The sequence below is a fragment of the Photobacterium kasasachensis genome, from assembly GCF_050336885.1.
Taxonomy (GTDB): Bacteria; Pseudomonadota; Gammaproteobacteria; order Enterobacterales; family Vibrionaceae; genus Photobacterium; species Photobacterium kasasachensis.
Map to the genome: position 1 here is coordinate 246,399 of NZ_JAKJSH010000004.1, position 25,005 is coordinate 271,403.

Consider the following 25,005-nt stretch of genomic DNA (forward strand, 5'->3'; position numbering starts at 1 on the left):
GCACTAAGAAAGAATTGGTGAGCGGAACCCCTTCGGCTTCAAGGTGATCACTGAACACTGCAGCTCATCAAGCATGGATTCAGCTGTATTTCCCATCAAAAAACCAGCTATCCCTGTTCGGGAGAGCGTTCCCATAATCACTAAATCGATTTCTTCATTCCTGACAAAATCAGGTAGTGCCTTCCTCGCATCTCCCTCTAGCAATCGAGAATGAACTGGGGTCGTCAGTTGCTCGTAGGGAAGCAGCAGGTTTCGCAAACGAGCTGACCGTTCGCTGCGCAGTTCCTTGGCAATTAGGGCAATATCCAAATCGGTACAGTGATTCCACTTTCGCAAATACCCCTCGGTCTCTAACCGCCAGGCATGACAAGGGTACAAGCTGGCCTCATTCACAGAGGCAAATTCATGAGCCAGTGCCAAAATTGTTTCATTCAAGCCCTCTGAGTCTTCTCCGGTGACATCAACCGATGCGACGACACGTTGGATCTTCGACTGATTGTGGTGGATAGCCCAGATGGGCGTCGGCGATTTTCGCATTAAATGCCGCGTCGTGCTTCCCCACTGACAGGCCGATTGTTTATGCTGCCGATGGGTATCGATGATAATCAAATCAGCTTTGCTCTCCGCCGCCGATTTGATGATCTCGATGAACGGAATGCCCATTCTTATCTGGGTACCGAATGTGATATGGGGGTATTGTTGCCGCAGTACCGCAACATGTTCTTTCAACTGCTGATGATAAGTGGCTGTCGCCTTATCAAGTAGATCCAAGGTAGTGAAAGAGTGTTTGGTCAATTCCTGAATTTCTTCAAGATCCTCGACAACAGTCAATAATGTCACTACCGCTTTTTGCTGATCGGCAAACGCCAATGCCTGATGAAAGGCTGGCCCCAATACCTGCTCGGGGGACACCGGAACCAATAAACGTCGATAAGTCATAACGCCTCCGCAATACCTGATTGGTCATAATATTCATTCAACCTCTGTGCAGATCTACAGTGACCTATTCAACGCTTAAATAATAATTAATCTTTGACATGCCACACATAGACTAATGTCTATATAGATTAACTAAATGGAGCTCATATGGCGCAACACCTGCGGCGAAGGTTAAATACCATCCGGCCCTTGCACGTTTTCCAAACCGTGTACGAAGTCGGCTCCATTACTAAAGCCGCCGATATACTTAACCTGACCCAACCCACTATCTCTATTCAGCTCCGTAAGCTCACGGAAGTGCTGGGCACACCTCTTTATAAACAGGTAGGACGAAAGCTGGTATTTACCGAGGCGGCAAAAATCGTAGCTGAACACAGTGTTGAACTGTTTGAAACGCTCGACAGACTCGAGATATCACTGGCAGATCTCAATGAACTAAAAGCCGGTACATTGCGCATTGCCGTGGTCACCTCTGCCAAGTATTTTATTCCCCACCTGCTCGGCTCGTTCTGCCAGCAATATCCTCTGGTGGATATCGAGCTAACTGTAGGTAACCGGGCAAAAATTATTCAGCGCTACGAACAGGATCTGGATGACATTTATTTGTTTAGCCACCTGAGTGACGAGATGACGAAAGATGCGATCAGCTTTCTCGTCAACCCATTAGTCGCCATTGCCCACTCTCAACATCCGCTTGCACAAAAAGACCGTATTCTTCCGGAGGAGCTATGCCATTACCCCTATATCTCCCGCGAGTATGGGTCGGGAACCCGGTACGCCATAGAACACTTTTTCGAGGGCAGAGGCTTAAAGCTCTCCCCGCAAATGACGATAGAAAGTAACGAGGCCATCAAACATTGTGTGATTGCTGATCTGGGCGTCTCCATTCTGTCTGAATACGCAATCAAGTATGAACCGACACCTCACCTTATCTCCCTGCCAGTCGAGGGGTTTCCCATTCTTACCTCCTGGCACCTTGTTCGCTCGGCACACCGGATACAGACAGTATTGAGCGAAGCATTCGTCGAGTTTATCCAGAAAAAAGGCAAGCACATACTGAGCCAGCAGTAATCATCCCGCAGCCACATATAATCACCTGATGTTTCATCAGCTTTCATATTACCGTGAAGACAATCACAGGCTAATACACCAATAAACGCTAAGATAAAATCACATTAATTGTTGGATACTTTCTCTATGCGTAAGAAGATTATTCTTGATACCGACCCGGGTATCGATGATGCAATGGCCATTTTATTTGCTCTGGCCCATCCGGATATCGACCTTGTCGGGATCACTACGGTGTATGGCAATGCCACTATTGAGAATGGCACGCGTAACGCACTCTACCTAAAAGAGAAGTTCAACTTCAGCTGTGACATCGCCAAAGGTACTGACAAGCCAATCCAGCGCCCGCCAGTTGGTGCTACCGTTGTCGTACACGGCGAAACAGGGTTTGGTGATCTTCACAGTAGTGAGCCCGAGCATGCTTGTGCCGATCCGCGTCCGGCCTACCAGTACATTATCGATACAGTCAAAGCCAACCCCGGTGAGATCACGCTGGTGACTGTCGGACCGCTGACTAATATCGCCCTGGCTCTTGATGCTGCCCCTGAAATCACAAGTCTGGTGAAGGAAGTCGTTGTAATGGGTGGTGCTTTTGGGATGAACGGCCACCGTGGCAATGTTACCCCTTATGCCGAAGCAAATATTCACGACGACCCGCATGCGGCTGACAAGGTGTTTACTGCCGACTGGCCGGTAGTCATCGTAGGACTAGATGTCACAGAAGAGAGCTTCTTCTCTGCAGATTATATCGACGACCTAAAGGCCGAGGGCGGCAAAGTCGGTGAATTCATCTGGGACGTAAGTCGTTACTACCTGCGCTTTTATGCCAACAAGCTGGGACTGGAAGGCTGCCATGTCCACGACCCGTCTGCCATTGCCTATGTCATCAAGCCGGAATTATTTACCCTTCGCGAAGGGCCGATTCGGGTCGTTACCGACGGACCGGCCGAAGGACTGACCCTGCAAAAGTTTGATGGTCGCCGTCATCAGACGGATGACTGGGCAGAGATGCCGGAACAAAAAGTAGGTATTGCTGTTAATGATAAGGAACTACTTGCCCTCTATCGCGACAGCATTATCAATTACAGTAAGCAGTTTGGGTAAGCCGCAACTTCCCAAAGCTTAAGCAGTTTCATCATTTTGCCCGGGCCAGAAAACTTATCGCAATATCTGGCTTGGGCAACTCGCCCACCAGCATGATTGGTTTTACCGATTACAACAATCAGTATTTTCCATCACTTTTGCCCCCAAAAACGGGAGGTTCAGGCTTATATTTTACCTGTACCTACCACAAAGGGGTAACTCCCATGCGTAAACAGACGATCCCTCTGCTAGCCGCTATAGCGGTAGCCCTGTCACCACTTCTATTGAACAACTCTGCCTATGCACAGGGAGAGCCGAAATCGAATCAGTTCTGGTGGCCAGAGAAACTCGACCTTTCTCCCCTGCGACAGCATACTGCCTCGTCGAACCCAATGGGTGAAGACTTCAATTATGCAGAAGCCTTTAACAGTCTTGACCTGAGTGCTGTGAAAAAAGATCTGGATACACTGATGAAAACCTCCCAAGACTGGTGGCCTGCTGACTATGGTCACTACGGGCCATTATTCATCCGGATGGCATGGCACAGTGCGGGAACCTATCGCGTCAGTGATGGGCGCGGCGGTGCCTATGGCGGAATGCAGCGTTTTGCCCCTTTAAACAGCTGGCCCGATAATGCCAACCTGGATAAGGCACAACGCCTGCTTTGGCCACTCAAGCAGAAATACGGTCGTAATATCTCCTGGGGCGACCTGATGGTTCTGGCCGGTACTGTTGCCATGGAGTCGATGGGTTTCAAAACCCTGGGCTTTGCCGGCGGACGTGAAGATGCCTGGGAGCCAGACATGGTCTACTGGGGACCTGAAAATGAGTTCTTGGCAGACAAGCGCTATAGCGGTGACAGAGAGTTGGAAAAACCACTTGCCGCCGTTCAAATGGGGCTGATCTATGTTAATCCCGAGGGACCAAACGGCAATCCGGACCCACTGGCAGCGGCCAAGGACATCCGCGAAACATTTGGCCGAATGGCAATGAATGATGAAGAGACCGTCGCTCTTATCGCCGGCGGGCATACCTTCGGTAAAGCACATGGTGCCGCGGAGCCATCCAAATATGTCGGCCCGGAACCTGAAGCAGCCAGCACCGAAGAGCAAGGCCTTGGCTGGAAAAACAAATACGGTTCTGGCCATGGTGCCGATACCATCACCAGCGGGCTGGAAGGAGCCTGGACAGTCAGTCCGGCTCAATGGACCCACAACTACTTTCAAAACTTGTTCAACTTCGAATGGGTACAGACCAAAAGCCCAGCAGGCGCCATACAGTGGATCCCCGATGACGAAAGCGCTAAAGACATGGTGCCGGATGCCCATGATGCATCAAAAAGACACGCACCTATCATGCTCACCACCGACCTTTCGCTCAAGTTTGACCCTGAGTACAGTAAAATCTCCAAACGATTTCTTGATAACCCGAAAGAGTTTGAATTAGCCTTTGCCAAGGCATGGTTCAAGCTAACGCACCGAGATATGGGGCCTCGTGCACGCTATCTCGGCGATCAAGTCCCCGAGGAAGCCATGTTATGGCAAGACCCTGTACCAGCCGTCGATCACACCTTAATTACAGATGAGGACATCACCAAGCTCAAAGCCGATATTCTTGCCTCGGATCTAGCCGTTCCCGCATTAATAAGAACCGCCTGGGCCTCTGCATCAAGCTTTCGCGGTACGGATATGCGCGGGGGAGCCAACGGCGCACGCGTTCGACTTGAGCCCCAGAAAAGCTGGCATGCCAATGATCCCGAAGAACTGGCGAAGGTGCTCCAGCAGCTAGAGAAAATTCAGCAGGACTTCAACAGCACACAGTCTGACGGCAAGAAAGTATCTCTTGCTGACCTGATTGTATTGGGTGGCGCCGCTGCGATTGAGGATGCCGCCAAACAAGCTGGCCATGATGTCAAAGTCCCCTTCACCCCCGGACGTACCGATGCAAAACAAGCACAGACAGATGTAAACTCGTTTGCGGTACTGGAACCAAGTGCTGATGGGTTCCGTAACTACTTTGGCAATGACAACCAACGATCCCCAGCTGAAATGCTGGTCGATAAAGCCGATCTGCTGACGTTAACCGTACCTGAAATGACGGTGCTTATCGGAGGCATGCGTGTCATGAATGCCAATACCGGGCAGTCCCAGCATGGTGTATTCACCGATAAACCGGGAACATTAAGTAATGATTTCTTCACCAATCTGCTGGATATGTCCACCAAATGGCAAAAATCATCATCGCAAGATGGCGTCTATGAAGGCATTGACCGTAGCAATGGCAAGGCGAAATGGACCGCGACACCGGTTGATCTTATTTTCGGCTCCAATTCTGAGTTACGGGCCGTAGCCGAAGTCTACGCTGCCGATGATGCCAAAGAGAAGTTTGTCGATGACTTTATCGTCGCCTGGGTAAAAGTCATGAAACTCGACCGCTTTGATATTCAATAATCTCGCTGGCAAAACAAAAAATCCGGTACTCTGCTGTACCGGATTTTCATTCTGTATAACAGTTAAGGGCAATTCCTAAGCCAGCTTGGCAGAAAAGTGCTTACCGAGCAGAGCATGATAAAAGTCATTATCTGATAATACCCCTTCCAGGCGTCTTTCCGTTCCCAGTAATACAGGCTGACCGGTACGATAACGAATTTCCAGTGCCTCACGCATCGAGATATCGGGTGTTGTCATCACTACCTTGTCTTGTTCAAGCGTCTCAAGGCAGCCCCCTTCTTGCCACTGCTGCAATGCCAAAGACTCATCCTGCCGGGTTACCGCCATAATTTCCCCCTCCGCAGAGGTACTAACGCAAGTCTTGTCGTGCTGGTTAAGGATCAGCATGTCTCCCAACGACTCAAGATCGCTGGTCTCTGTCATCAGGGAGCGTCCGCGCAGCACATTCAGCGGGTTGGTATGAGCGACAAAGTCTTTCACATATTGTGAATTAGGCTTGAGCACAATCTCTTCAGGCTTTCCATGCTGGATCAGCTTACCGGACTCCATGATCGCAATGTTATTGCCAATCTTGAGCGCTTCATCCAGATCATGGCTAACAAACACAATGGTTTTGTTCAGCTGACGCTGTAGCTCCAGCAATTCATCTTGAAGCTGACTACGAATGAGCGGGTCCAGCGCCGAGAACGGTTCATCCATCAGCAAGATGTCACTATCCATGGTAAATGCCCGTGCCAATCCGACACGCTGCTGCATCCCCCCCGATAGCTCATGGGGAAATTTATTCTTCCACTCGGAAAGCCCCACCATATCGAGCTTTTCTTCTGCACGGCGACGACGCTCAGCCTTGCCGATACCCTGCATCTCCAGACCAAAGGCAGCATTGTCGAGTACGGTCAGCCAAGGCATCAAAGCAAACTTCTGGAATACCATGGATATACGGTTGGTACGCAAATGGCGCAGGGCCGTTTTATCGCAGTTGGCAAGATCTATCGACTCCTCGCCATCCTGCACCTTGAGCGAACCACGACTGATGTTATTCAGGCCATTAATCGCACGTAGCAAGCTCGATTTACCGGAGCCGGACAGCCCCATCAAGACACAAATTTCACCCTCTTCAATATCGAGGCTGACATCATGGACGCCGACCACATCACCGGTGGCATCAATAATTTCCTGACGGCTTTTGCCCTCATCCAGCAATGCCAGAGATTGGGTTGCCTGCTCGCCAAAAATCACATCCAGACTTTTAATACTGATCGCACTCATGATTAACCCTCCTTGCTCTGGCTTGCCGGAGTCTTACATAGACGATCCAGAATAATAGCGACCAATACAATGGCCAAACCTGCTTCAAACCCCTGAGAAATATTGACCGTATTGAGGGCGCGGATCACCGGTTTACCCAAGCCGTCAGCCCCCACCAGCGCGGAAATCACCACCATCGATAGTGACAGCATGATGCACTGTGTTATCCCTGCCATAATGTTTGGCATTGCCGCCGGAAGTTCAACTTTGAACAACAGCTTCATTCGATTGGCCCCGAAGGCTCTACCCGCCTCGACCAACTCTTCAGGGACTCGGCTAATACCCAGATAGGTCAGGCGGATTGGAGCGGCAATGGCAAAAATAATGGTAGAAATAAGGCCGGGAACTACCCCCAGACCAAACAGCACCAAGGTTGGGATCAGGTAGACAAATGTCGGTATGGTCTGCATCAAATCAAGGATCGGACGCATGATGGTATACAACCAAGGCTTGTGTGCAGCAACAATGCCGACAGGCACCCCGACCAATACCGAGATCATCGTGGCCGTTAATACCAGAACGAAAGTTTCCAGCATTTCTTCCCAGTAACCCAGGTTCATGATCAATAGCAGTGCCGCGACCACAAAAATGACCAGCGAGAGGTTCCGGTGAAGAAACCAGGCCAACGAGGCTGTCATCAAAATCGGCACCGCTGGCGGAAACCACTTAAACAGATCAACCAACAACATGATCAGTGATTCCAGGGTATAGGAAAGTGAGTCAAAAAATCCTGCGGCATTGTAGGTAAGCCAATCCACGAAGGTTGCCATCCAATCACCTAAAGGGATTTTATGCTCTGTAATAAAGTCCACTGTTACTCCTTAATGGTCCATATTTTTTTATATTAGGTCGTTCCGTGTTTATCTATCACGCCGAGCGGCTACCACCTGTTACGGTGGCAGCATCGACAGTCAGCCTGTATCAGGCAAGCAATAGACAATTAGATATTCAGGTATGTCTTCACGGCTTGAGTAGCATTGCTGCCATCTTGTGCTGTTACCTTGTTAAGCCACTGTTCCAGTACCTGCGGATTGGCTTTCAGCCAGGCTTTTGCCGCCGCATCTGGCTTGGCATTGTTGTTCAGGATTTCGCCCATCAGCTGGTTTTCCATCTCGAGACTGAAGCTCAGGTTCTGCAATAGCTGGCCGACATTCGGACACGTTTTCAGGTAGCCCTGACGAACATTGGTATAAACACTTGCACCGCCGTAGTTGGGACCAAAGAAATCATCGCCACCGTCCAGATAGGCCATATCAAAGTTGCTGTTCATCGGATGCGGCGCCCAGCCAAGGAAAGCGATCCACTGCTCGCGGTTAACTGCACGTTTAACCTGCGACATCATGCCGGCTTCACTGGACTCGACCAGACGGAAGCTCTTCAGCTCAAAGGCATTTTTATCAATCATGTCCTGGATCAGACGGTTGCCGTCATTACCCGGCTCGATACCATAGATACGGCCTCGGAATTCATCTTTGTGTTTAGCCAGATCAGCAAAGCTGCGGACACCGGCGTCATATACGTATTTCGGAACTGCAAGGGTATATTTAGCCCCTTCCAGGTTGGCCCTTACTGTCTCGACTGAGCCATCCTGGTGATATTTGGCAATATCCGCTTCCATCGTTGGCATCCAGTTTCCCAGAAACACATCAATGTCCTTGTTGGCCATGGAGGAGTATGTCACCGGTACCGACAGCAGCTGAGTTGAGGTCTTATAGCCCAACCCTTTGAGCACTTCGCTCGTGATCGCCGTTGTTGCCGTAATGTCTGTCCAGCCAACATCAGAGAAACGTACGGTTTCGCACTGGGCCGCTAATGCCGTTGATGCCGACAGACTGAGTAATAGTGCTGAGCTACCCATGATTGCGTTTTTAATCGTTTTCTTTGTCTTCATGACTCTTCCTTTATCCATGTTTGTTAAGCCAAATCTGTTAAGTAATGACGCTTCTCGTATCTGGCGAGAAGGCTGATGTATTCCCAACAGTCAGCTTGCTTGTTTTGGTAATTAGGCTGCTTGTTTTTAGTAATAGTGTCTGGGTCTGTCAGGCGCTCACCTGACGCTGGGCAGGACCAACACGTTGCTCGGTTTCCCAGTTAGGGGCAATCCAGATCTGTGCATCTGAAGGGGCAAGAGGAGCGCAGCCTAAGATGGCGTCGGCAACTTTCTCCGCCACCATAATTGTCGGCGCATTGAGGTTGCCGTTCGGAATGGTCGGAAACACCGACGAGTCGACCACTCGGAGAGAATCAATTCCCCTGACCTGGCACTTCTCGTTCAGCACGGCCATGGGATCGTTATCTGCTCCCATCTTGCACGAGCATGATGGGTGATAGGCACTCTCGACATTTTGGCGCACCCAGGCATCAATCGCTTCATCACTTGTAACGTCTGTTCCCGGTTGGATTTCCTTGCCGCGGTATTCATCCATGGCTGGCTGAGCCAGAATTTCACGGGTCAGGCGAATACAGTCACGCCAATCCTGCCTATCTTGTTCTGTACTGATGTAATTAAATTCAATGTTGGGCTTTTGATGCGGGTCGCTAGATTCAACCCGAATACGGCCGCGGCTTTGCGGTTTGTTCGGGCCGACATGCACCTGGAAACCGTGACCATCAAAGGCTGCCTGACCGTCGTAGCGCATCGCCGCAGGCAGGAAATGATATTGAATATTTGGCCATTTCAATCCGGCGCGAGAACGGATAAAAGCACACGACTCAAAATGATTGGTCGCTCCCAGACCATCTCTTCGTAATATCCAGCGTGTACCGATCAGTCCTTTACTAATCAGCCCCAACTTGCTGTTCAGCGTTATGGGCTGATGGCATTCATATTGGAAATAGACTTCCAGGTGGTCTTGCAGGTTCTCCCCGACACCCGGCAAATCGTGCTCTACCTCAATTCCAGCTTGCTCCAATACCGCCTTGGGCCCCACCCCAGACAGTTGAAGAAGCTGCGGTGAGCCGACAGAGCCTGCCGACAGCAGCACTTCCTTGCTGGCAAACACCGATTCGATCTGGCCAGAAATTTCGATTTCGACCCCGACAGCCTGCTTGTTTTCAAGCAATACCTTGCGGCTGACAACGCCCGTTTTGACGGTCAGGTTGTTGCGCTTCATGGCTCGGCGCAGATAGGCATTTGAGGTTGAGGCGCGAACACCTTTATCAACCGTCATGTGCATAGGGCCAAAGCCTTCCTGCTGATAACCGTTGTAATCATCGGTTTTCGGGTAACCCGCTTGTTGTCCGGCATCGATAAACGCCTGATACAACGGGTTCAGCGTCATATTGTTACCGTTACAGGTTGCCAGCGGGCCGTCGCCACCCCGGTAATCATCCTCGCCGCTAATCCATGATTCTGCGCGGCGGAAATACGGCAGGCACTCCTGATAACTCCAGCCTGCCGCGCCATGCTCAACCCACTCGTCAAAGTCGCAGGCATGACCTCGCACATACACCATGCCATTAATTGACGAGCTACCACCCAGCACACGTCCTCGCGGACAATGTAGGCGGCGGTTATCAATACCGGCCTCAGGTTGTGATTCAAACTGCCAGGCGTACTTATCGCTGTTCATTGGGTATGACAATGCTGTCGGCATTTGGATGAAAATGCTTTTGTCACCACCTCCTGCCTCTAGCAGCAAAACATTGTGCTCCCCCGATGCTGTTAGACGGTCTGCCAGTACACAGCCAGCGGATCCCGCTCCGACAATGATGTAATCGTAGGTTTTGCTCATTTGATTTCCCTTTCAATTCTATTGTGAAGATTAAAGCCAGCTGCTATCAGCAGCCCCTGCTAGTGCTGATATGTGGCTCAATCATAAGGGCACTCAAGATCACCAAGCTCAATCATCACACTCTTGTTCTGGGTGTAATGATTGAGCGTTTCAATTCCATTTTCTCGCCCGATACCAGACTGCTTGTAGCCTCCAACAGGCATTTCTGCCGGCGAACCACCCCATGTGTTCACCCAGCAAATACCGGCTTCAATTTGGGCAATCACCCGGTGAGCACGAGAAAGGTTTTGGGTAAACAAACCGGCAGCAAGTCCATACAGGGTGGCATTTGCCCGCTGAATCACCTCGTCTTCATCGCTAAATCGCAACACAGACATCACCGGGCCAAAAATCTCCTCCTGAACCTGGAGCATGTCATCAGTACAGTCGGCAAAGATGGTTGGCTGAACAAAATATCCCTTGTCGAGTCCATTGGCTGTTTCACGCTCGCCACCGCAGATCAGGCGGGCACCGGATTCTTTCCCGGCCTGGATAAACCCGAGTACTTTTTCGAGATGTTCGCCTGATATCAGCGCGCCGATCTGGGTCGACATATCAGCAGGATCGCCAACAACCAACTTATTGGTACGGTGAGCAAGCTGCTCGATAAACTGGTCGTAAATCGCATCATGAACAAAGACCCGGGTACCGTTGGTACAAACTTCGCCCTGGGTGTAGAAATTGGCCAGCATGGCAGCAGAAACCGCATTGTCTAACTTGGCATCATCAAAGACGATCAGCGGTGACTTACCACCAAGCTCCATCGTGATGTCCTTAAGCGTACCGGCAGCATCAGCCATGACTTTCTTGCCAGTGCCCGATTCACCGGTGAAAGAAACCTTGGCAATATCCGGATGGCGGGAAAGCATCTGCCCGACACGGTAGTCACCCTGAACCACGTTAAACACGCCATCAGGGACACCGGCTTCTGTGAAGATCTCCGCCAGCTTCAATACCGAAAGCGGCGTTTCTTCAGACGGCTTGAATACCATGGCGTTACCAGCCGCCAAAGCAGGAGCCGATTTCCACATTGCAATCTGGATTGGATAGTTCCACGCACCAATTCCGGCACAAACACCCAATGGCTCACGGCGGGTATAGAAAAACTGACCGTGACCCAAATCTTGTTGTTGGCCCTGAATTGCCGAGGCAAGCCCCGCGTAGTACTCGATAACATCCGCACCTGTGGCAATATCTACCTCGATGGCCTCCTGGATCGGCTTGCCGGTATCTTTGACTTCCAACGCGGCAAGCTCATCATTGCGCTCACGGAGAATCGCTACCGCCCGCATCAAGATACGCCCTCTTTCCATGCCACTCATCGCTGACCACACTTTGAAACCTTGTTGTGCCGAAGCGATTGCACGGTCAACATCCTGAACAGTGGCCTGTCCGATCTCGGCCAGCTCCTCGCCGGTTGCCGGGTTACAGGTTACAAACGTTTCTTCAGATGAGGCTTCAGTAGCCTGACCATGGATATACAGAGACTTCATTTTCATCAAATGCCTTGGTAATTAATGTTGTTATGACTTTGTCAGTTCAAATACGGGGCGAGTTGTTTTTGCAGGTAATCAGAGATGATCTGCTGGGCTTTGTCCGGGCAAATTCCGTCAGGGTTTAACGCCCCTCTTAGCCAAATCCCATCAATAAGTGCAGCAACGCCCTGTGCGACAAAAAGGGCTTGTTCAGAAGGTAAAACTTTCTTGAGTTCAAAGCGGAGGTGCGATAACAAACGGCGTTCATTGACCCGCTGTAGCCGATGCAACGTAGTATCGTGCATAGACTGCGCCCAGAAGGCCAGCCATGTTTTCACTACTTTGCTCTCGACTTGGTACCCATCAAAATTCGCCGCAACAATCGCCTTGACCCTGGCGGTCACGTCATCTTTGTCCGCGGCACGAAGGTGCTCTATGGAGGTCGCTGACAATTGACGCAGCACCGAGCGCATCGTCTCCTCCAGCAAACCATGTTTACCACCAAAATAATGATTAATGATCCCAGGAGAAACACCGGCCTTGCGGCTGATCAAAACCACACTCGCACCCGAAAGCCCAACTTCATCAATAACAGCCATTGTGGCCTCGACGAGCTGTGGTCTGCGAATTTCTGGCATTCCGACTTTTGGCATAATTGCTACTCAAATGTTTCTTGATTGAACGTTTAATTAAAAATAATTTTACATACCATTGACAGCAAGTCAAAAAATGTTTCGTGCCGTAATGAATAACAAGGAAAAACCCTTTACCAAAACAACCACAAGCAGTTGATTTTAAACAGATTAAAATAAATCCAAAAAAAACAGCTTGATCTAAATGTTTTGTGTCGAAAACAAGTCTCTATCAACTGACAGGATCTTATTAGCGACTAGGCCGTAACTCGCAGAGATTGCTTACACTCAGCCTGAAATAACAAGTGTGGTCAGCTTTTTGTTTAGTGCTCTAATCTTTACAACCATCGCAATCTGACACGACGAACCATATTTCGCCGTCGTTTGATACTTTGCGCTTTAATTTCCCCTTTTAACTCCCCTTATTGAGCTAACTCTCGATAAAAAAATTTACTTTTTATGAACCCTGAATTACACAGAAAGAGAAGGTAATTTTTCCTGACATTTAAAACGCTGTGTACTGTAAGGATTTCGCGGTAATTGACACCATTCGACCCATCACGATCACGTGGCAACTTAGGGGGAACTGGCGATGACTTCAATAACAACACGACAACCCATGCGCATCGGTTTTTATCTCACTCACAATTTCACCATGATCGCGATGGCATCGGCCGTTGAAGTATTGCGCATGGCCAATCAACTCTCGGGAGAGAAGCTGTACCAATGGTTTACCCTCAGTGATGATGGCCAACCTGTTGCCGCCAGTGATGCGCTCGAGGTAAGGGTCGATGACCAAATTCCATCTCAACTGCCGCTTGATTCACTGATTATTTGCGGCGGTGTTCAGATTGAACGTAGCTGTACACCCCAACTAACAAGCTGGCTTTGCCAGCTTGATCGTCAGCAAAAAATACTCGGCGGGATCTGCACCGGCAGCTATGCCCTGGCAAAAGCAGGGGTGATGGCAAACCAGCACTGCGCCATTCACTGGGAGCACCTGGCCGGGCTTCAGGAGTTATTCCCCTCGGTTAAAATCACCAATAAGCTATTCACCCTCAGTGACAGGCGAATGACCAGCACAGGCGGGACTGCGCCAATGGACATGATGCTCACTTTAGTGGCCAAACAACATGGCAACAGACTCAGTGCAGCGATATCGGAAATGTTCATGTGCGAGCGGATCCGCAATGGCGAGGACGTGCAAAAAGTGCCGCTTCGCAGCCTGGTCGGAGCGTCCCAGCCTAAGTTGCTTGAAATCGTCTCTCTGATGGAGGCCAACCTGGAAGAACCTATCGGAATGGATGAACTGGCTGGGTTTGTCGATCTGTCACGACGACAGCTGGAAAGGCTGTTCCAGAAACATCTACAATGTTCACCTTCGCGCTATTACCTTCAGCTCCGGCTTAGCCGGGCCAGACAGTTGCTAAAACAAACCAACCTGTCTGTCATCGAGGTTTCCGTGGCCTGTGGGTTTGTTTCAACGCCTCACTTCAGTAAATGTTACCGTGACTGCTTTGGCATTCCTCCTCGTCACGAGCGACAAGGGATATCGTCACAGCCAGTTGCTACAGAGCAAACTATTACCACTCCACAACCAATAATTGCCGAGCAACCGGATATGGCAGAGTTCCCGATAATTACCAATCTTCCGGCACTTACCGAACTCAGTGAACGGCATGATGACAACCTGTTCGATACCGGTTTTGACGATCCGACTACACTTCCCAACCCGGCTTGCTAGGTTCTTAATTAACTTTAAAGTTCAGTGGATTAAAAAGTATTACTTGAGAACCCCTTCTTCTCGCAGCAAGGCGAGAATGGCTTCGGCAGCCTGTTGGGGGGAAGTGCCTTGTAATACCTTGCCCGCCTGGCTCGGCGTCACCATTGTTGCAGCTTTCATCCGTTCTGCAGCGGTTTTCGCCGTGATGATCTTCAGCCGCTTGGGGCGCTGTTTTGCTGGTTGTAATTGCCATTGGGACTGTTCGCTATCTGCCGCAAGCTTAAGCCCAAATTCATGTTCGGAATCATATTCAAATTCGAGCATATTGATGATGCCATCGCGCGCTTTTAAGAACGCACTTTGTCTGGCCTGCGGCGCCGCACTGTTAATGGTTACCACCACAGGTTGCTTGACCAATAGTTTCCGGCGCTGACCGCGTGGTAACGCCTGTAAAAGCTCGATATGTCTATCTGCAACACCTGCCAAACCAGCGATATGCGGCACAATCGCCCAACCTAACTGATCTGCCAACAGGTAAGGTAGCAAGCCTGACGCTTCCCCCCATTCAGCCTGTTCGCCGCACAGTACCAAATCGGGCTCCGCTTCATTCACATACTGAGCCAGAGCCGATACCGGATCGGAGAGCTCTGGCAGCTTAAGAACAGTTATCTGCCCGATTCCCATTCCCAGGTAATCTCGTAATGCCGACTGTTCCGCTCCATCTGCATGGCTGGCATGGACAACCTCAATCACCGCACCGGACTGTTGCAATGCCAGCTCAATCGCCTGTGCATCCAGTGAAGCACGGCATGGCCGCCCAGTTTGTGAATGCATACCGGTCGATACCAACACCATGATTTGCAGAGGCTCACACAGCATCATCCCACTTCTCCTTTGCCTGATCTCGATCAAATCCCATCAGTTCCCCAATCCTACTTTCACTCTCACCCCGTTTAATACTGCTAACCAGAGCCTGCAAGATCTCGCTGCTGTCACCGATCACGCTAAGATCTGCCCGGCTAACCATGGCGCACCCTGGATCAAGATTGATGGCGATCACCGTATCGCAATGGGTCATTCCCTGCAGATGCTGGATCGCCCCGGAAATCCCCACCGCCAAATAAACCCGAGCTGAAACCAAGGTACCGGATGCGCCAACCTGGGTTGAACGCGGCATATTACCGTCATCCACAGCCACACGACTTGCACCCTCAGCAGCCCCAAGCGCTGCAGCCGCTTGATGAAACAACGGCCAATCAGTCACACCATTTCCGCCCGCAAAGACAAACTCCGCTTCCACCAAGGAAACAGAGCCGGGATCAACGGGAAGCAGACCCAAATCATCAATTTTCGGCGATGTCGCGGATATCTTTTCCAATGTAATCAAGTCCAGCTCAACCGGACTGGCCTGATAGCAACATTGGCTTACCGGCTCGGCGATCTGCTCTGCCACCAGCAAGATACGTTCATGCGTGCGACGATACTCGTTGCCACTTTGCCCGGCACGGCACCATATCCAGTTGTCATCAATTTCTACCACCCCGGTAGCTGCTCGCTCGTCCAGCCTGGCGGCCAGGCGGCGACCGAGATCGGCACTGTTCATAGTCTGATCGCCAAACAGCCAGTAACTGGGGGCAAACTGCTTATCAGCCTGTAGTAGCAAAGCGAGCTGATACTCAGGTTGGTATCCTTCCTCTCCGAACACAGAGAGATCCAGTAGCCGATCTATCCCTGCATCGGCGAAACGATCATCTTTGATAGAAGAAAAGACCACCGCCAGCACGGCTCCGCGTCTCTCAATCTTCTGACCATCCATATGATTATGAGCAAAACCGCCATTTGCCAACTGCTGCGCCAGCCCCAACATATCTCTGTCGGCACTGGTTAGCCTGCCGCCACTCATCTCAGGCACCACGGCGATAAAAAAGTCAGGATCATCGACTCGATGCAAGGGCAACCGGGAAGCGTTCCTGCATCGCGAATCAAGTATTGGCGTGGTTCCAGAGCTGATATCAGGAAAAGTGCCAGAGTCGGCGAGACTACCTTGAGATTGATTATCAGAATGTTGGTTTGCACAGTTAAGATGCAAAGGATGAAGGCGATTGCGCTGAATACGCTCAAGCCGAGGATCGCGACGGAATACTCTGCTCATGACGCCTCCATTTCATCGACCTGACAATGCCGAACAGGCTGAGGCTGGGCTTCCAACAGCAACTCGGCAATATCCCGTACCTCAGGGCGTGGCTCAACAACCCCTTCAAGCATTAGGCTGCACTGCGGACAGGCCACGACAACAATGTCAGCCCCAGTTTCCCTCACATCATCCATTCGCATATCCGGTATCCTGCGCTTACCTGCAATATCGGTGGCAGGCGCACCACCACCGCCACCGCAACAACGAGAGCGATAGCCCGAACGTTCCATTTCTTTTATTTCGATCCCGATAGCCCGTAACAGAGACCGAGGTGCTTCATAACCGCCGTTATAGCGCCCCAGATAACAAGGATCGTGATAAGTCACCGACAGATCTCGAACAGGCTCCAGCTTCAGGCTCTCTTGAGCGACCAGCTCTGCCAGCAACTGGGTATGGTGGCAAACATCATAGTTACCGCCAAAGTCAGGATACTCGTTCTTCAGGAGGTGAAATGCATGCGGATCTGCTGTCACAATCCGCTTGAATCTGTATTTGCTCAATGTGTTTATATTGGCTCTTGCAAGGCGCTGAAAGGTTGCCTCGTCACCAAGGCGACGGGCCAAATCACCGCAATCGAGCTCTTCATTGCCCAGCACGGCAAAATCAACATTCGCCCGCTGCAGCAAGGTAACCAAGGCCCGAAGTGTACGCTGGTTGCGCATGTCGAACGCCCCGTCCCCCGCCCAGAGCAGCACATCTGCCTGCTTCACATCAGCCAGCAAGGGAATGTGCAGATCAACGGCCCAGTTATTGCGTTGCTGTGGAGGGTTACCGTTGGGATTATCGGTCGCGATCAGGTTTTCAAGCATTTCCGGCCCTTTACCGGGAGTCGCGCCTTGTTCAAGAGTCAGATAACGACGCAAATCAACGATCGCGTCCACATGCTCAATCATCATCGGGCATTCCTCGACACAGGCTCTGCACGTGGTGCATGACCAGACTGTTTCCGGCTCCACCAGGCTCTCGAACAAAGACTGCTCAGGCCCGCCACAAATGGCTTTCTCTCCAAGCTGCGGTTCTTGACCCGGATGAGTACTGCCATGATAACTGGCTGTCGAACCGCCAGTCATACCGACTACCATATCCTGGATCAGCTTTTTCGGATTCAGCGGCTGACCGGCTGCAAAGGCCGGGCACGCCTTCTCACAGCGGCCACACTGCACGCAAGCATCAAAGCCCAGCAGCTGGTTCCAGTGAAAATCAGTTGGTTTGTTTACCCCCAAATGCGGCTCGGTCAAGTCAAGCGGCCTGAGTCCCGTTGACTGACCACCGCCAAAGCGCTCAGCGCGAGGATGGAAAGCCAGGTGTAATGCGCCAGCAAAAGCATGTTTCATGGGGCCGCCCCAGGTCAGTCCGAGCAGCATCTCGCCCATGCCCGCTATCATTGCAACTCCCAGTAAAACAAGCAGTATTGTCGGCAAGTTATCTATCCCCAACAGGCCAAAAATACTGACAAGCAAAAATGTTCCTGCAAATACTTTGAGACTATTCGGCAGCCTCATCCAAGGGCCGGTAGACAAATGCGCTGGCGCCGAACGACGTCTCCCTGCCACCAGCTGCGCCCCCAGCAACATCACCGTACAGGCAATAAGCGCCAGCAAATGCATTGCCCCGTTATTAATGCCAAAAAGGTAAATAATGCTCAGCATCACCAGCGCGGCAACAAAGCCCCCCGCGGTTGCCACATGCATATGAGCTGTTGCTTTGTCGCGAGCGACAACATTATGGAGATCAACCAGATACCGTCTTGGGATACTCGATAGCCCGGCCCAGATATTAACCGCAAAAGGTTTGCCCCGACGCCAGAGCCTCACCCGGCGAACGGCGCCGAACAACGTGACTAGTAATCCCAGCAATAACAGCACGGAAACTAAAGATGTCAGCATCGTTATCCCCTTTTCTGCGCGAGTTGTGAGGCGAAAAGTGTTAAGTCAAAATCTGTACGATCAGAAATCTTTGCAAAGGCGCAAGGCGTCATAAATTGCAGCGTGAATATTTCGCTGTGAAGCACAGTCACCGATCCGGTACAACAGGTAGCCCTGACCATTGCCTGCATGATGAGCAAGTTCCGGCTGCGGCTTGGCCGCGTACAATGCAGCCAGATCAACCTGACCTTTATTGATCGAGCCCGGCTTCAATTGGTAATACAGGGCTTCACAAGGCCGTATACCATTTTCTATGACGACCTGATCCACCACCCGCTCTTCCCGCTGCTGGGTATACTCGTTCTCCAGCACGGCGATGACTTTCTCGCCTTCCCGGTATACCTGTTCCAAACGAAAATCCGGCGTCATGATCACTTCTCGCTGATAGAGGCTACGGTAATAGGTTGGGAAGGTGGTACCACCGACAGCCACTCCGGGTTTCAGGTCATCCGTCACCAATTCAACCAGTGCACCTTTCGCCGCCAGATAATCTGCAACCGACATCCCCGAAAACTCACAGATAGTGTCGTAGACCAGCACATTACTGCCCGGCTCTACACTGCCACTCAGGATATCCCAGCTACTGACAACCAAACCGTCCTGCGCTCCCCAGCCAGGAAATTGCTCGATGAACGGCTGGCCACCGACCGCCAGAATCACCACATCAGGGGACAACGCTATCACACGCTCGGCATCCGCTTCAGTGTCCATTTCCAAAGTGACACCCAGCCGTGCCAGCCCTAGCTCAAACCAACGGGTGATCCCTGCAATTTGTTCACGCTGCGGTGCTTTGGCTGCCAGCGTGATTTGTCCGCCAAGCCGGGAGGATTTCTCGATCAAAGTGACATCATGGCCACGTTCAGCACAAACACGCGCCGCCTCCATACCGGCGGGGCCCCCACCAACCACCACTACTTTTCGAACCGGGCCGTCAGTTTTCGTGATGATATGGGGCATTGTCTCTTCACGCGAAGTCGCCGCATTTTGCAGACAAAGTACATCCAGCCCCTGATACTGACGATCAATGCAATAATTGGCACCGACGCACTGGCGGATCTGATCAACCTGACCCAACCTGATCTTGGCAATCAGATGCGGATCGGCAATATGGGCTCGGGTCATCCCGACAAAATCTACATCCCCCCCTTCCAGCACACGTTCGGCCTGAGTGGGATCCTTTATATTCTGGGCATGGATCACCGGCACGCTAACCACCTGCTTGATACCGGCCGCCAGATGCAAAAATGGCTCGGGCGGATAGCTCATGTTAGGGATCACGTTGGCAAGGGTATTGTGGGTATCACAGCCAGAGCCGACGACGCCAAAATAGTCCACCAGACCAGTCGCATCGTAATACGCTGCAATCTGCTTCATGTCATCATGGGTCAAACCATCAGGATGGAACTCGTCACCACAAATGCGCATACCGACGGCAAAATCAGGACCGACTTCACGGCGAACGGCTTCCAGCACCTTAAGGCCAAAGCGCATCCTGTTTTCGAAGCTGCCTCCCCACTCATCATCCCGCTTGTTGACTCTCGGGCTCCAAAACTGGTCAATCAGATGCTGGTGAACCGCCGACAGCTCAACACCGTCCAACCCTCCCGCCTTTACCCGCCGAGCGGCGGCGGCATAATCATCAATGATCCGCTCAATCTCTTCCGGCTCGATAGTTTTACAGGTTGCCCGGTGAACCGGTTCACGAATACCGCTTGGACTGAGAAGATGCGGCCAGTCCCCACCGTCCCAGCGTGACCGGCGCCCCATGTGGGTGACCTGAATCATGATATGCGCACCGTGCAGGTGAACCGCCTCAGCCAATTGTTGCAGGTGAGGAATAACGTCATCGGTACAGAGGTTCACCGACTTCCACCACCCTTGCGGACTGTCTATCGAGACCGGACTCGACCCGCCGCAAATACACAACCCGATCCCGCCTTTGGCCTTTTCCTCGTAATAACGGATGTAGCGTTCGGTCGGCATGCCATTGAGTGTGGCATAGACTTCGGCATGGGCAGTACTGACTATCCGGTTACGGATCATCAACTTATTAATCGCCAACGGCTGGAAAATAGCATCAAACTGCGACATCCCCACTCCTTATCAATTGTCCCTGGGCATCACTTCAAACAGGCCGTAATCACAACCTGTCTGCGCCTCGCTCTGTTGCTGGACAGCAACCGTCTCTATCGGCTGGCCTATCCCCCGGGTGATCTGATCCATCGCACCGGCAAACCATCCTGTGAACATATAATCCACTTTGCGTTCAACCTTGCCGTAGTGATAAACGAAAGCCGAATGGTATAACCGCACTTTGGCCCGTCCATTAGAGATATCCAGACTCTCAATGACAAACTGGCCCCAGCCCCGTTGCGACAAGCGCTTCATATAATGCTCAAACACCTCTGCACCTTGCAGGCCGTGGGTTTCTGATTCTTTTTCGCACCAGTAATAAGCCGATTGGTAGCCAGCGCCATAGAGGATCTCGGCATACTTCTCGGCCCCGAGAGCCTCTTCCACTGCGGTGTGGTTATTAATAAAAAAGTGCCTTGGGACATACAACATCGGAAGCCCGTTGGTGCTCCAGACGCCGGACTCGCTGTCCACCTCGATAGGGACTTCCGGGGCATGTGTTTTCGAGTAAGGTAATGTTGGCATCTATTCGTCCCACACTGCTTTGAGAGTCCTAACCCAGTTCTCTCCCATGATTTTCTTCACTCTGCTCACCGGCCAGCCGTGATCCAGCAGGGCCTGGGTCAGATTAGGAAACTCGCCGACGGTGCGGATCCCCTTGGGATTGATGATTTCACCAAACCGGGTTAACCGTCGGGCATACCCCTTGTCATGAGTCAGCCATTCAAAGAAAGCCTGATCATGGCCCTGAGTAAAATCGGTGCCGATCCCGACACAATCTTCACCCACAATATTGACGATATAATCAATCGCTTCGACATAGTCCTCGATGGTCGAATTGATACCGTTTTTCAAGAAAGGCGCGAACATGGTGACCCCGATAAAACCGCCATGATCGGCGATAAATCTCAGCTCATCGTCTGATTTATTGCGGGGATGCTCCTTGAGCCCCAACGGAAGACAGTGGGAGTAACAGACTGGTTTTTTCGATGCCAGGATCACCTCCTGAGAGGTTGTTGCCCCGACATGTGAAAGATCGCACATCATGCCGACCCGATTCATCTCGGCAACAACTTCATGGCCGAAACCGGATAACCCGCCGTCGCGTTCATAACATCCTGTCCCCACCAGGTTCTGGGTGTTGTAGGCCATCTGCGCGATTCCGACCCCGAGTTTTTTGAAGATCTCGACATAGCCAATCTGATCTTCGAACGCATGTACATTTTGAAAGCCGAGTATAATCCCGGTTTTGCCCTCTTCCTTGGCAAGATAAATATCTTCGGTACATCGAACAGGGCGAATGAGATCGCCGTGATCGCGGAAGTACCCGTTGAACTCAACAATATTGTTCATGGTTGCCTGAAAGCCCTCCCACACCGATACTGTGCAGTTGGCGGTCGTCAGTCCCCCTTTTGCCATATCCTCGAACAAGGCGCGATCCCACCTGGCAATGATCAGGCCATCAATAATGATTGACTCTTGGTGCAGTTGCGCGGCATCCGACATACATTCCCCCTCCTGTGAGCAGCTATCAGCAAATCGTTTATGTCACTTAAATTAACGATATGTCACTGCCATCTGACGGACTGTGTAATAACGACATCCAATGAAGTATTTCCGTCAAAACAACCCGGTAATTTCTCCGTGCTCATCCAGCCTGATATCCAACGCCGCCGGGTGACGCGGCAAGCCCGGCATAGTCATGATGTCGCCGCATATCACAACGACAAACCCCGCACCGGCCATCAGGCGAATTTCTTTTACAGGCAAAGCGTGATTAATCGGCGCGCCCAAAACTCCGGGCTCTGATGAAAAGCTGTAAGGTGTTTTGGCAATACAGACAGGCAAATGACCAAAGCCAAGCTGGTGAATATCATCAAGCTGAGACAAGGCCTTGGTTGAAAAATGGACTTCGCCAGCACCATAGATCCGCGTTGCCACCGCCGTAATTTTCTCGTCCAGCGGCATATCATCAGCATACAGCGGTATGACATTAGGTGGTGGTTGCTGGAGCAGGTCGAGGACGGCTGTCGCCATATCCTGAGCCCCTTCACTGCCACGAGCCCAATGATCGGCAGACACGACCCGGGCTCCCGATGCCAGACAGCACCGCTGGATCACGGCTAGCTCTTCATCGCTATCGCTTGGAAAACGATTAATTGCCACCAGCGGGATCAGACCGAACTGCTGGATGTTCTGGATATGTCGCAGCAAATTAGCTGAGCCCGCTTCGACCGCGGCCACATTCGGCTGATCCAGAGCCTGCCTTTCAATCCCGCCCTGCATTTTCAATGCCCTTACGGTGCAAACGAGCACCACCGCATCCGGAGACAAACCTGCCAGACGGCATTTAATGTTAATAAACTTCTCGGCCCCCAAATCGGCACCAAAACCCGCTTCTGTCACCACAACATCGCTAAGGGCCAATGCCGCTCGCGTTGCCATCAGGGAGCTACAGCCATGGGCAATATTGGCGAAGGGGCCGCCATGGACCAGTACCGGGTTATGCTCAAGGCTCTGGATAAGGTTCGGCATCATGGCTTCTTTGAGTAACACCGTCATCGCACCGTCGGCACCTAATTCACGTACCGTCACTACACTGCCATCACGGCGCCGGCCTATGATCATCTCACCAAGGCGGTTCTGGAGATCTTTCGGTCCTTCGGCCAAACACAGCACCGCCATGATCTCCGAGGCAACAGTAATATCAAACCCCGTCTCACGCGGAACACCATGGGCCGTCCCACCGAGCCCACAGACAATATTGCGCAGAGCCCGCTCATTGAGATCCATTACCCGCCGCCAGCAGATCCGACGGGGATCCAAGCCTAGTTCATTTCCCCAATGGATATGGTTATCAATCAGGGAGACAAGCAAGTTATGGGCAACCGTGATCGCATGAAAATCGCCATTAAAGTGCAGGTTGAGATCTTCCATGGGAATCGCCTGCGACCGCCCTCCTCCAGCCGCTCCGCCCTTCATACCAAAGCACGGCCCCAGCGATGGTTCGCGCAAGCAGACAGTACTTTTTACCCCGAGGGCGTTGAGTCCGTCTGACAGACCAATACTGGTGGTGGTTTTGCCTTCCCCGGCCGTTGTCGGCGTCATTGCGGTTACCAGCACCAACTGGCCGCGTTGATGACTGACATCCAGCTGCGCCATGTCGATTTTGGCCTTGTAGTGGCCATAGGGGATCAGGGCATGAGGAAGCAAGCCCAGCCGCTCGGCAGCAACTTCAATCACTGGCCTCGGCGTCACTGCACGGGCGATATCAATATCGGGAGCCCCCGGAGACGGCAAGCTGTCCGGTGGAACGATCTCCGGCGAAACTATCTCTGGAGAAACTATCTCCGTTGAAACCAAGGCAACATTGAGTTCATTTTTCATCGTCAGTGAGCCCCCCTCAACCATCTGGCGGACTGTTTCAAGCCGCCAAACGGATACAAATGGATACCCTGGAAAGGCGTATCAGGGTTGATGCTCTGGTAACGAGCCATTTCCTGTACCAGCAAATCCGGTGTCCAGGGCTTTAGCAGCTGGGTAGCTTTCAGGTTACGTCTTAACGCCGCAACCGACTCAACGACACCGCATTGCGCGGCATAGAAAAGTAAGTTCTTAAGCTGAGTGGGGCCAGGCATACCAAGGTATACCGGCAAATTGCCAAGCATCTCCTGATAGCACTGCAGCCACTGAATAAAGATATCGGCATCAAACGAGAACTGGGTCACCACCCACATATTGAGTTGATTGGCTTCGGCATATTCTCGCTTAAAGGCGAGCGCATTGGTAAGTTCATGACTTGTTGCGTGCGGGTGCCCCTCGGGATGACCTGCAACCCCGATGCCACGCAATGGATGTTTTGTCAGCGCACCTGATGCCAGCAGTGCAAGCGTATTGGAAAAAGGTCCCGCCGGTGGGTTTTTCTCTCCAGCTATCAGCAGAATATTGTAGACACCGATATGCGTCAGGGATGAAAGCCATCGGTGCAAACAAGCTTCGCTCGGCACAGCGCGAGCCGGTATATGGGGTATTGGCACCATCCCCCATAACAGCAAGCGCTCACACGCCTCAAATGTCTCCTCAAATCGGCCTTTCGGCAAAAAAGGCACATATACCCAGGTTCCCGCCGACAGCCAGTCAGGAACAGTATGAAGCTTCAATACCTGCTTGGGCGTCGCTTCCAGCGAGGCTTCCGCCAGCAATTGAAACAAACGGGGTTCAATATCGGACTCCATATCAGGTTCGCGGAACCCTTCCCCTCCTAGGCTCTTGTAGGCATCACACTTCATACCGTGCCCCTAT

At 51.7% G+C, this 25,005-nt stretch carries 19 protein-coding genes; 4 read left to right on the forward strand and 15 right to left on the reverse strand.

The annotated features are described in order from the left end of the window. Window positions 1–3: 3 nt before the first annotated feature. Entirely contained in the window at window positions 4–939 is a 936-nt protein-coding gene (locus L4D19_RS01175; protein WP_428450787.1) for a universal stress protein, read from the reverse strand. Window positions 940–1,086: 147 nt separating this feature from the next. Here L4D19_RS01175 and L4D19_RS01180 point away from each other — a divergent pair, with 147 nt between their 5' ends. The 3 genes from L4D19_RS01180 (at window position 1,087) to katG (ending at window position 5,540) form a co-directional block, all read left to right on the forward strand. After that, on the forward strand, window positions 1,087–2,010 hold the full coding sequence (locus tag L4D19_RS01180) for a LysR family transcriptional regulator (RefSeq protein ID WP_428450788.1): 924 nt from the start codon (window positions 1,087–1,089) through the stop codon (window positions 2,008–2,010). A 126-nt stretch (window positions 2,011–2,136) separates the two neighbouring features. Then, the gene (locus L4D19_RS01185) at window positions 2,137–3,111 is read left to right on the forward strand and encodes a nucleoside hydrolase (protein WP_428450789.1); all 975 of its coding nucleotides are present in this window, start codon (window positions 2,137–2,139) and stop codon (window positions 3,109–3,111) included. Between the two features lie 203 nt (window positions 3,112–3,314). Continuing rightward, a complete protein-coding gene (katG, locus tag L4D19_RS01190; RefSeq protein WP_428450790.1) occupies window positions 3,315–5,540 on the forward strand; it encodes a catalase/peroxidase HPI in 2,226 nt (741 codons plus the stop codon). Window positions 5,541–5,615: 75 nt separating this feature from the next. On the opposite strand, the gene choV is transcribed toward katG, so the two are convergent. The 6 genes from choV to betI form a co-directional block, all read right to left on the reverse strand. Next, complete coding sequence (gene choV / locus L4D19_RS01195; protein WP_428450791.1) at window positions 5,616–6,809, reverse strand: choline ABC transporter ATP-binding protein; 1,194 nt, start codon at window positions 6,807–6,809, stop codon at window positions 5,616–5,618. Between the two features lie 2 nt (window positions 6,810–6,811). Then, on the reverse strand, window positions 6,812–7,660 hold the full coding sequence (gene choW / locus L4D19_RS01200) for a choline ABC transporter permease subunit (RefSeq protein ID WP_428450792.1): 849 nt from the start codon (window positions 7,658–7,660) through the stop codon (window positions 6,812–6,814). A gap of 128 nt (window positions 7,661–7,788) precedes the next feature. Next, window positions 7,789–8,706 carry a choline ABC transporter substrate-binding protein gene (locus L4D19_RS01205; RefSeq protein ID WP_428451393.1) on the reverse strand — a complete coding sequence of 306 codons (918 nt, stop codon included), beginning with the start codon at window positions 8,704–8,706 and terminating at the stop codon, window positions 7,789–7,791. 181 nt (window positions 8,707–8,887) lie between these two features. After that, window positions 8,888–10,582: a choline dehydrogenase gene (gene betA, locus L4D19_RS01210; protein ID WP_428450793.1), complete on the reverse strand. Its 1,695-nt coding sequence runs from the start codon at window positions 10,580–10,582 to the stop codon at window positions 8,888–8,890. Window positions 10,583–10,659: 77 nt separating this feature from the next. Beyond that, on the reverse strand, window positions 10,660–12,120 hold the full coding sequence (betB, locus tag L4D19_RS01215) for a betaine-aldehyde dehydrogenase (RefSeq protein WP_428450794.1): 1,461 nt from the start codon (window positions 12,118–12,120) through the stop codon (window positions 10,660–10,662). Between the two features lie 35 nt (window positions 12,121–12,155). Beyond that, on the reverse strand, window positions 12,156–12,749 hold the full coding sequence (gene betI, locus L4D19_RS01220) for a transcriptional regulator BetI (RefSeq protein ID WP_239411783.1): 594 nt from the start codon (window positions 12,747–12,749) through the stop codon (window positions 12,156–12,158). A 571-nt stretch (window positions 12,750–13,320) separates the two neighbouring features. On the opposite strand from betI, the gene gbdR reads away from it, so the two are divergent. Beyond that, window positions 13,321–14,472, forward strand: coding sequence for a choline metabolism transcriptional regulator GbdR (gbdR, locus tag L4D19_RS01225; RefSeq protein ID WP_428450795.1), 1,152 nt, complete (start codon window positions 13,321–13,323; stop codon window positions 14,470–14,472). Window positions 14,473–14,511: 39 nt separating this feature from the next. On the opposite strand, the gene L4D19_RS01230 is transcribed toward gbdR, so the two are convergent. The 8 genes from L4D19_RS01230 to L4D19_RS01265 form a co-directional block, all read right to left on the reverse strand. Further along, on the reverse strand, window positions 14,512–15,333 hold the full coding sequence (locus L4D19_RS01230; protein ID WP_428450796.1) for an electron transfer flavoprotein subunit beta: 822 nt from the start codon (window positions 15,331–15,333) through the stop codon (window positions 14,512–14,514). After that, a complete protein-coding gene (locus L4D19_RS01235) occupies window positions 15,320–16,603 on the reverse strand; it encodes an electron transfer flavoprotein subunit alpha/FixB family protein (RefSeq protein ID WP_428450797.1) in 1,284 nt (427 codons plus the stop codon). Before L4D19_RS01235 ends, L4D19_RS01230 begins: the two co-directional genes overlap by 14 nt. Beyond that, the gene (locus tag L4D19_RS01240) at window positions 16,600–18,531 is read right to left on the reverse strand and encodes a (Fe-S)-binding protein (protein ID WP_428450798.1); all 1,932 of its coding nucleotides are present in this window, start codon (window positions 18,529–18,531) and stop codon (window positions 16,600–16,602) included. The genes L4D19_RS01235 and L4D19_RS01240 overlap by 4 nt, the downstream gene beginning before the upstream one ends. Window positions 18,532–18,591: 60 nt before the next feature. Further along, on the reverse strand, window positions 18,592–20,661 hold the full coding sequence (locus L4D19_RS01245) for an oxidoreductase (RefSeq protein ID WP_428450799.1): 2,070 nt from the start codon (window positions 20,659–20,661) through the stop codon (window positions 18,592–18,594). Between the two features lie 12 nt (window positions 20,662–20,673). Beyond that, the gene (locus L4D19_RS01250; protein WP_428450800.1) at window positions 20,674–21,228 is read right to left on the reverse strand and encodes a DUF5943 domain-containing protein; all 555 of its coding nucleotides are present in this window, start codon (window positions 21,226–21,228) and stop codon (window positions 20,674–20,676) included. Next, window positions 21,229–22,209 carry a dipeptidase gene (locus L4D19_RS01255; protein WP_428450801.1) on the reverse strand — a complete coding sequence of 327 codons (981 nt, stop codon included), beginning with the start codon at window positions 22,207–22,209 and terminating at the stop codon, window positions 21,229–21,231. Window positions 22,210–22,323: 114 nt separating this feature from the next. After that, window positions 22,324–24,090, reverse strand: coding sequence for a formate--tetrahydrofolate ligase (locus tag L4D19_RS01260; protein ID WP_428450802.1), 1,767 nt, complete (start codon window positions 24,088–24,090; stop codon window positions 22,324–22,326). A gap of 2 nt (window positions 24,091–24,092) precedes the next feature. Next, complete coding sequence (locus L4D19_RS01265; RefSeq protein ID WP_428450803.1) at window positions 24,093–24,992, reverse strand: methylenetetrahydrofolate reductase; 900 nt, start codon at window positions 24,990–24,992, stop codon at window positions 24,093–24,095. Window positions 24,993–25,005: the final 13 nt, after the last annotated feature.

Bases quoted from the DNA above. Each gene is read 5' to 3' on its own strand.
- L4D19_RS01175 (WP_428450787.1), bottom strand. From the start codon at position 939: ATGACTTATCGACGTTTATTGGTTCCGGTGTCCCCCGAGCAGGTATTG.
- L4D19_RS01180 (WP_428450788.1), top strand. From the start codon at position 1,087: ATGGCGCAACACCTGCGGCGAAGGTTAAATACCATCCGGCCCTTGCAC.
- L4D19_RS01185 (WP_428450789.1), top strand. From the start codon at position 2,137: ATGCGTAAGAAGATTATTCTTGATACCGACCCGGGTATCGATGATGCA.
- katG (WP_428450790.1), top strand. From the start codon at position 3,315: ATGCGTAAACAGACGATCCCTCTGCTAGCCGCTATAGCGGTAGCCCTG.
- choV (WP_428450791.1), bottom strand. From the start codon at position 6,809: ATGAGTGCGATCAGTATTAAAAGTCTGGATGTGATTTTTGGCGAGCAG.
- L4D19_RS01205 (WP_428451393.1), bottom strand. From the start codon at position 8,706: ATGGGTAGCTCAGCACTATTACTCAGTCTGTCGGCATCAACGGCATTA.
- betA (WP_428450793.1), bottom strand. From the start codon at position 10,582: ATGAGCAAAACCTACGATTACATCATTGTCGGAGCGGGATCCGCTGGC.
- betB (WP_428450794.1), bottom strand. From the start codon at position 12,120: ATGAAAATGAAGTCTCTGTATATCCATGGTCAGGCTACTGAAGCCTCA.
- betI (WP_239411783.1), bottom strand. From the start codon at position 12,749: ATGCCAAAAGTCGGAATGCCAGAAATTCGCAGACCACAGCTCGTCGAG.
- gbdR (WP_428450795.1), top strand. From the start codon at position 13,321: ATGACTTCAATAACAACACGACAACCCATGCGCATCGGTTTTTATCTC.
- L4D19_RS01230 (WP_428450796.1), bottom strand. From the start codon at position 15,333: ATGATGCTGTGTGAGCCTCTGCAAATCATGGTGTTGGTATCGACCGGT.
- L4D19_RS01235 (WP_428450797.1), bottom strand. From the start codon at position 16,603: ATGAGCAGAGTATTCCGTCGCGATCCTCGGCTTGAGCGTATTCAGCGC.
- L4D19_RS01240 (WP_428450798.1), bottom strand. From the start codon at position 18,531: ATGCTGACATCTTTAGTTTCCGTGCTGTTATTGCTGGGATTACTAGTC.
- L4D19_RS01245 (WP_428450799.1), bottom strand. From the start codon at position 20,661: ATGTCGCAGTTTGATGCTATTTTCCAGCCGTTGGCGATTAATAAGTTG.
- L4D19_RS01250 (WP_428450800.1), bottom strand. From the start codon at position 21,228: ATGCCAACATTACCTTACTCGAAAACACATGCCCCGGAAGTCCCTATC.
- L4D19_RS01255 (WP_428450801.1), bottom strand. From the start codon at position 22,209: ATGTCGGATGCCGCGCAACTGCACCAAGAGTCAATCATTATTGATGGC.
- L4D19_RS01260 (WP_428450802.1), bottom strand. From the start codon at position 24,090: ATGAAAAATGAACTCAATGTTGCCTTGGTTTCAACGGAGATAGTTTCT.
- L4D19_RS01265 (WP_428450803.1), bottom strand. From the start codon at position 24,992: ATGAAGTGTGATGCCTACAAGAGCCTAGGAGGGGAAGGGTTCCGCGAA.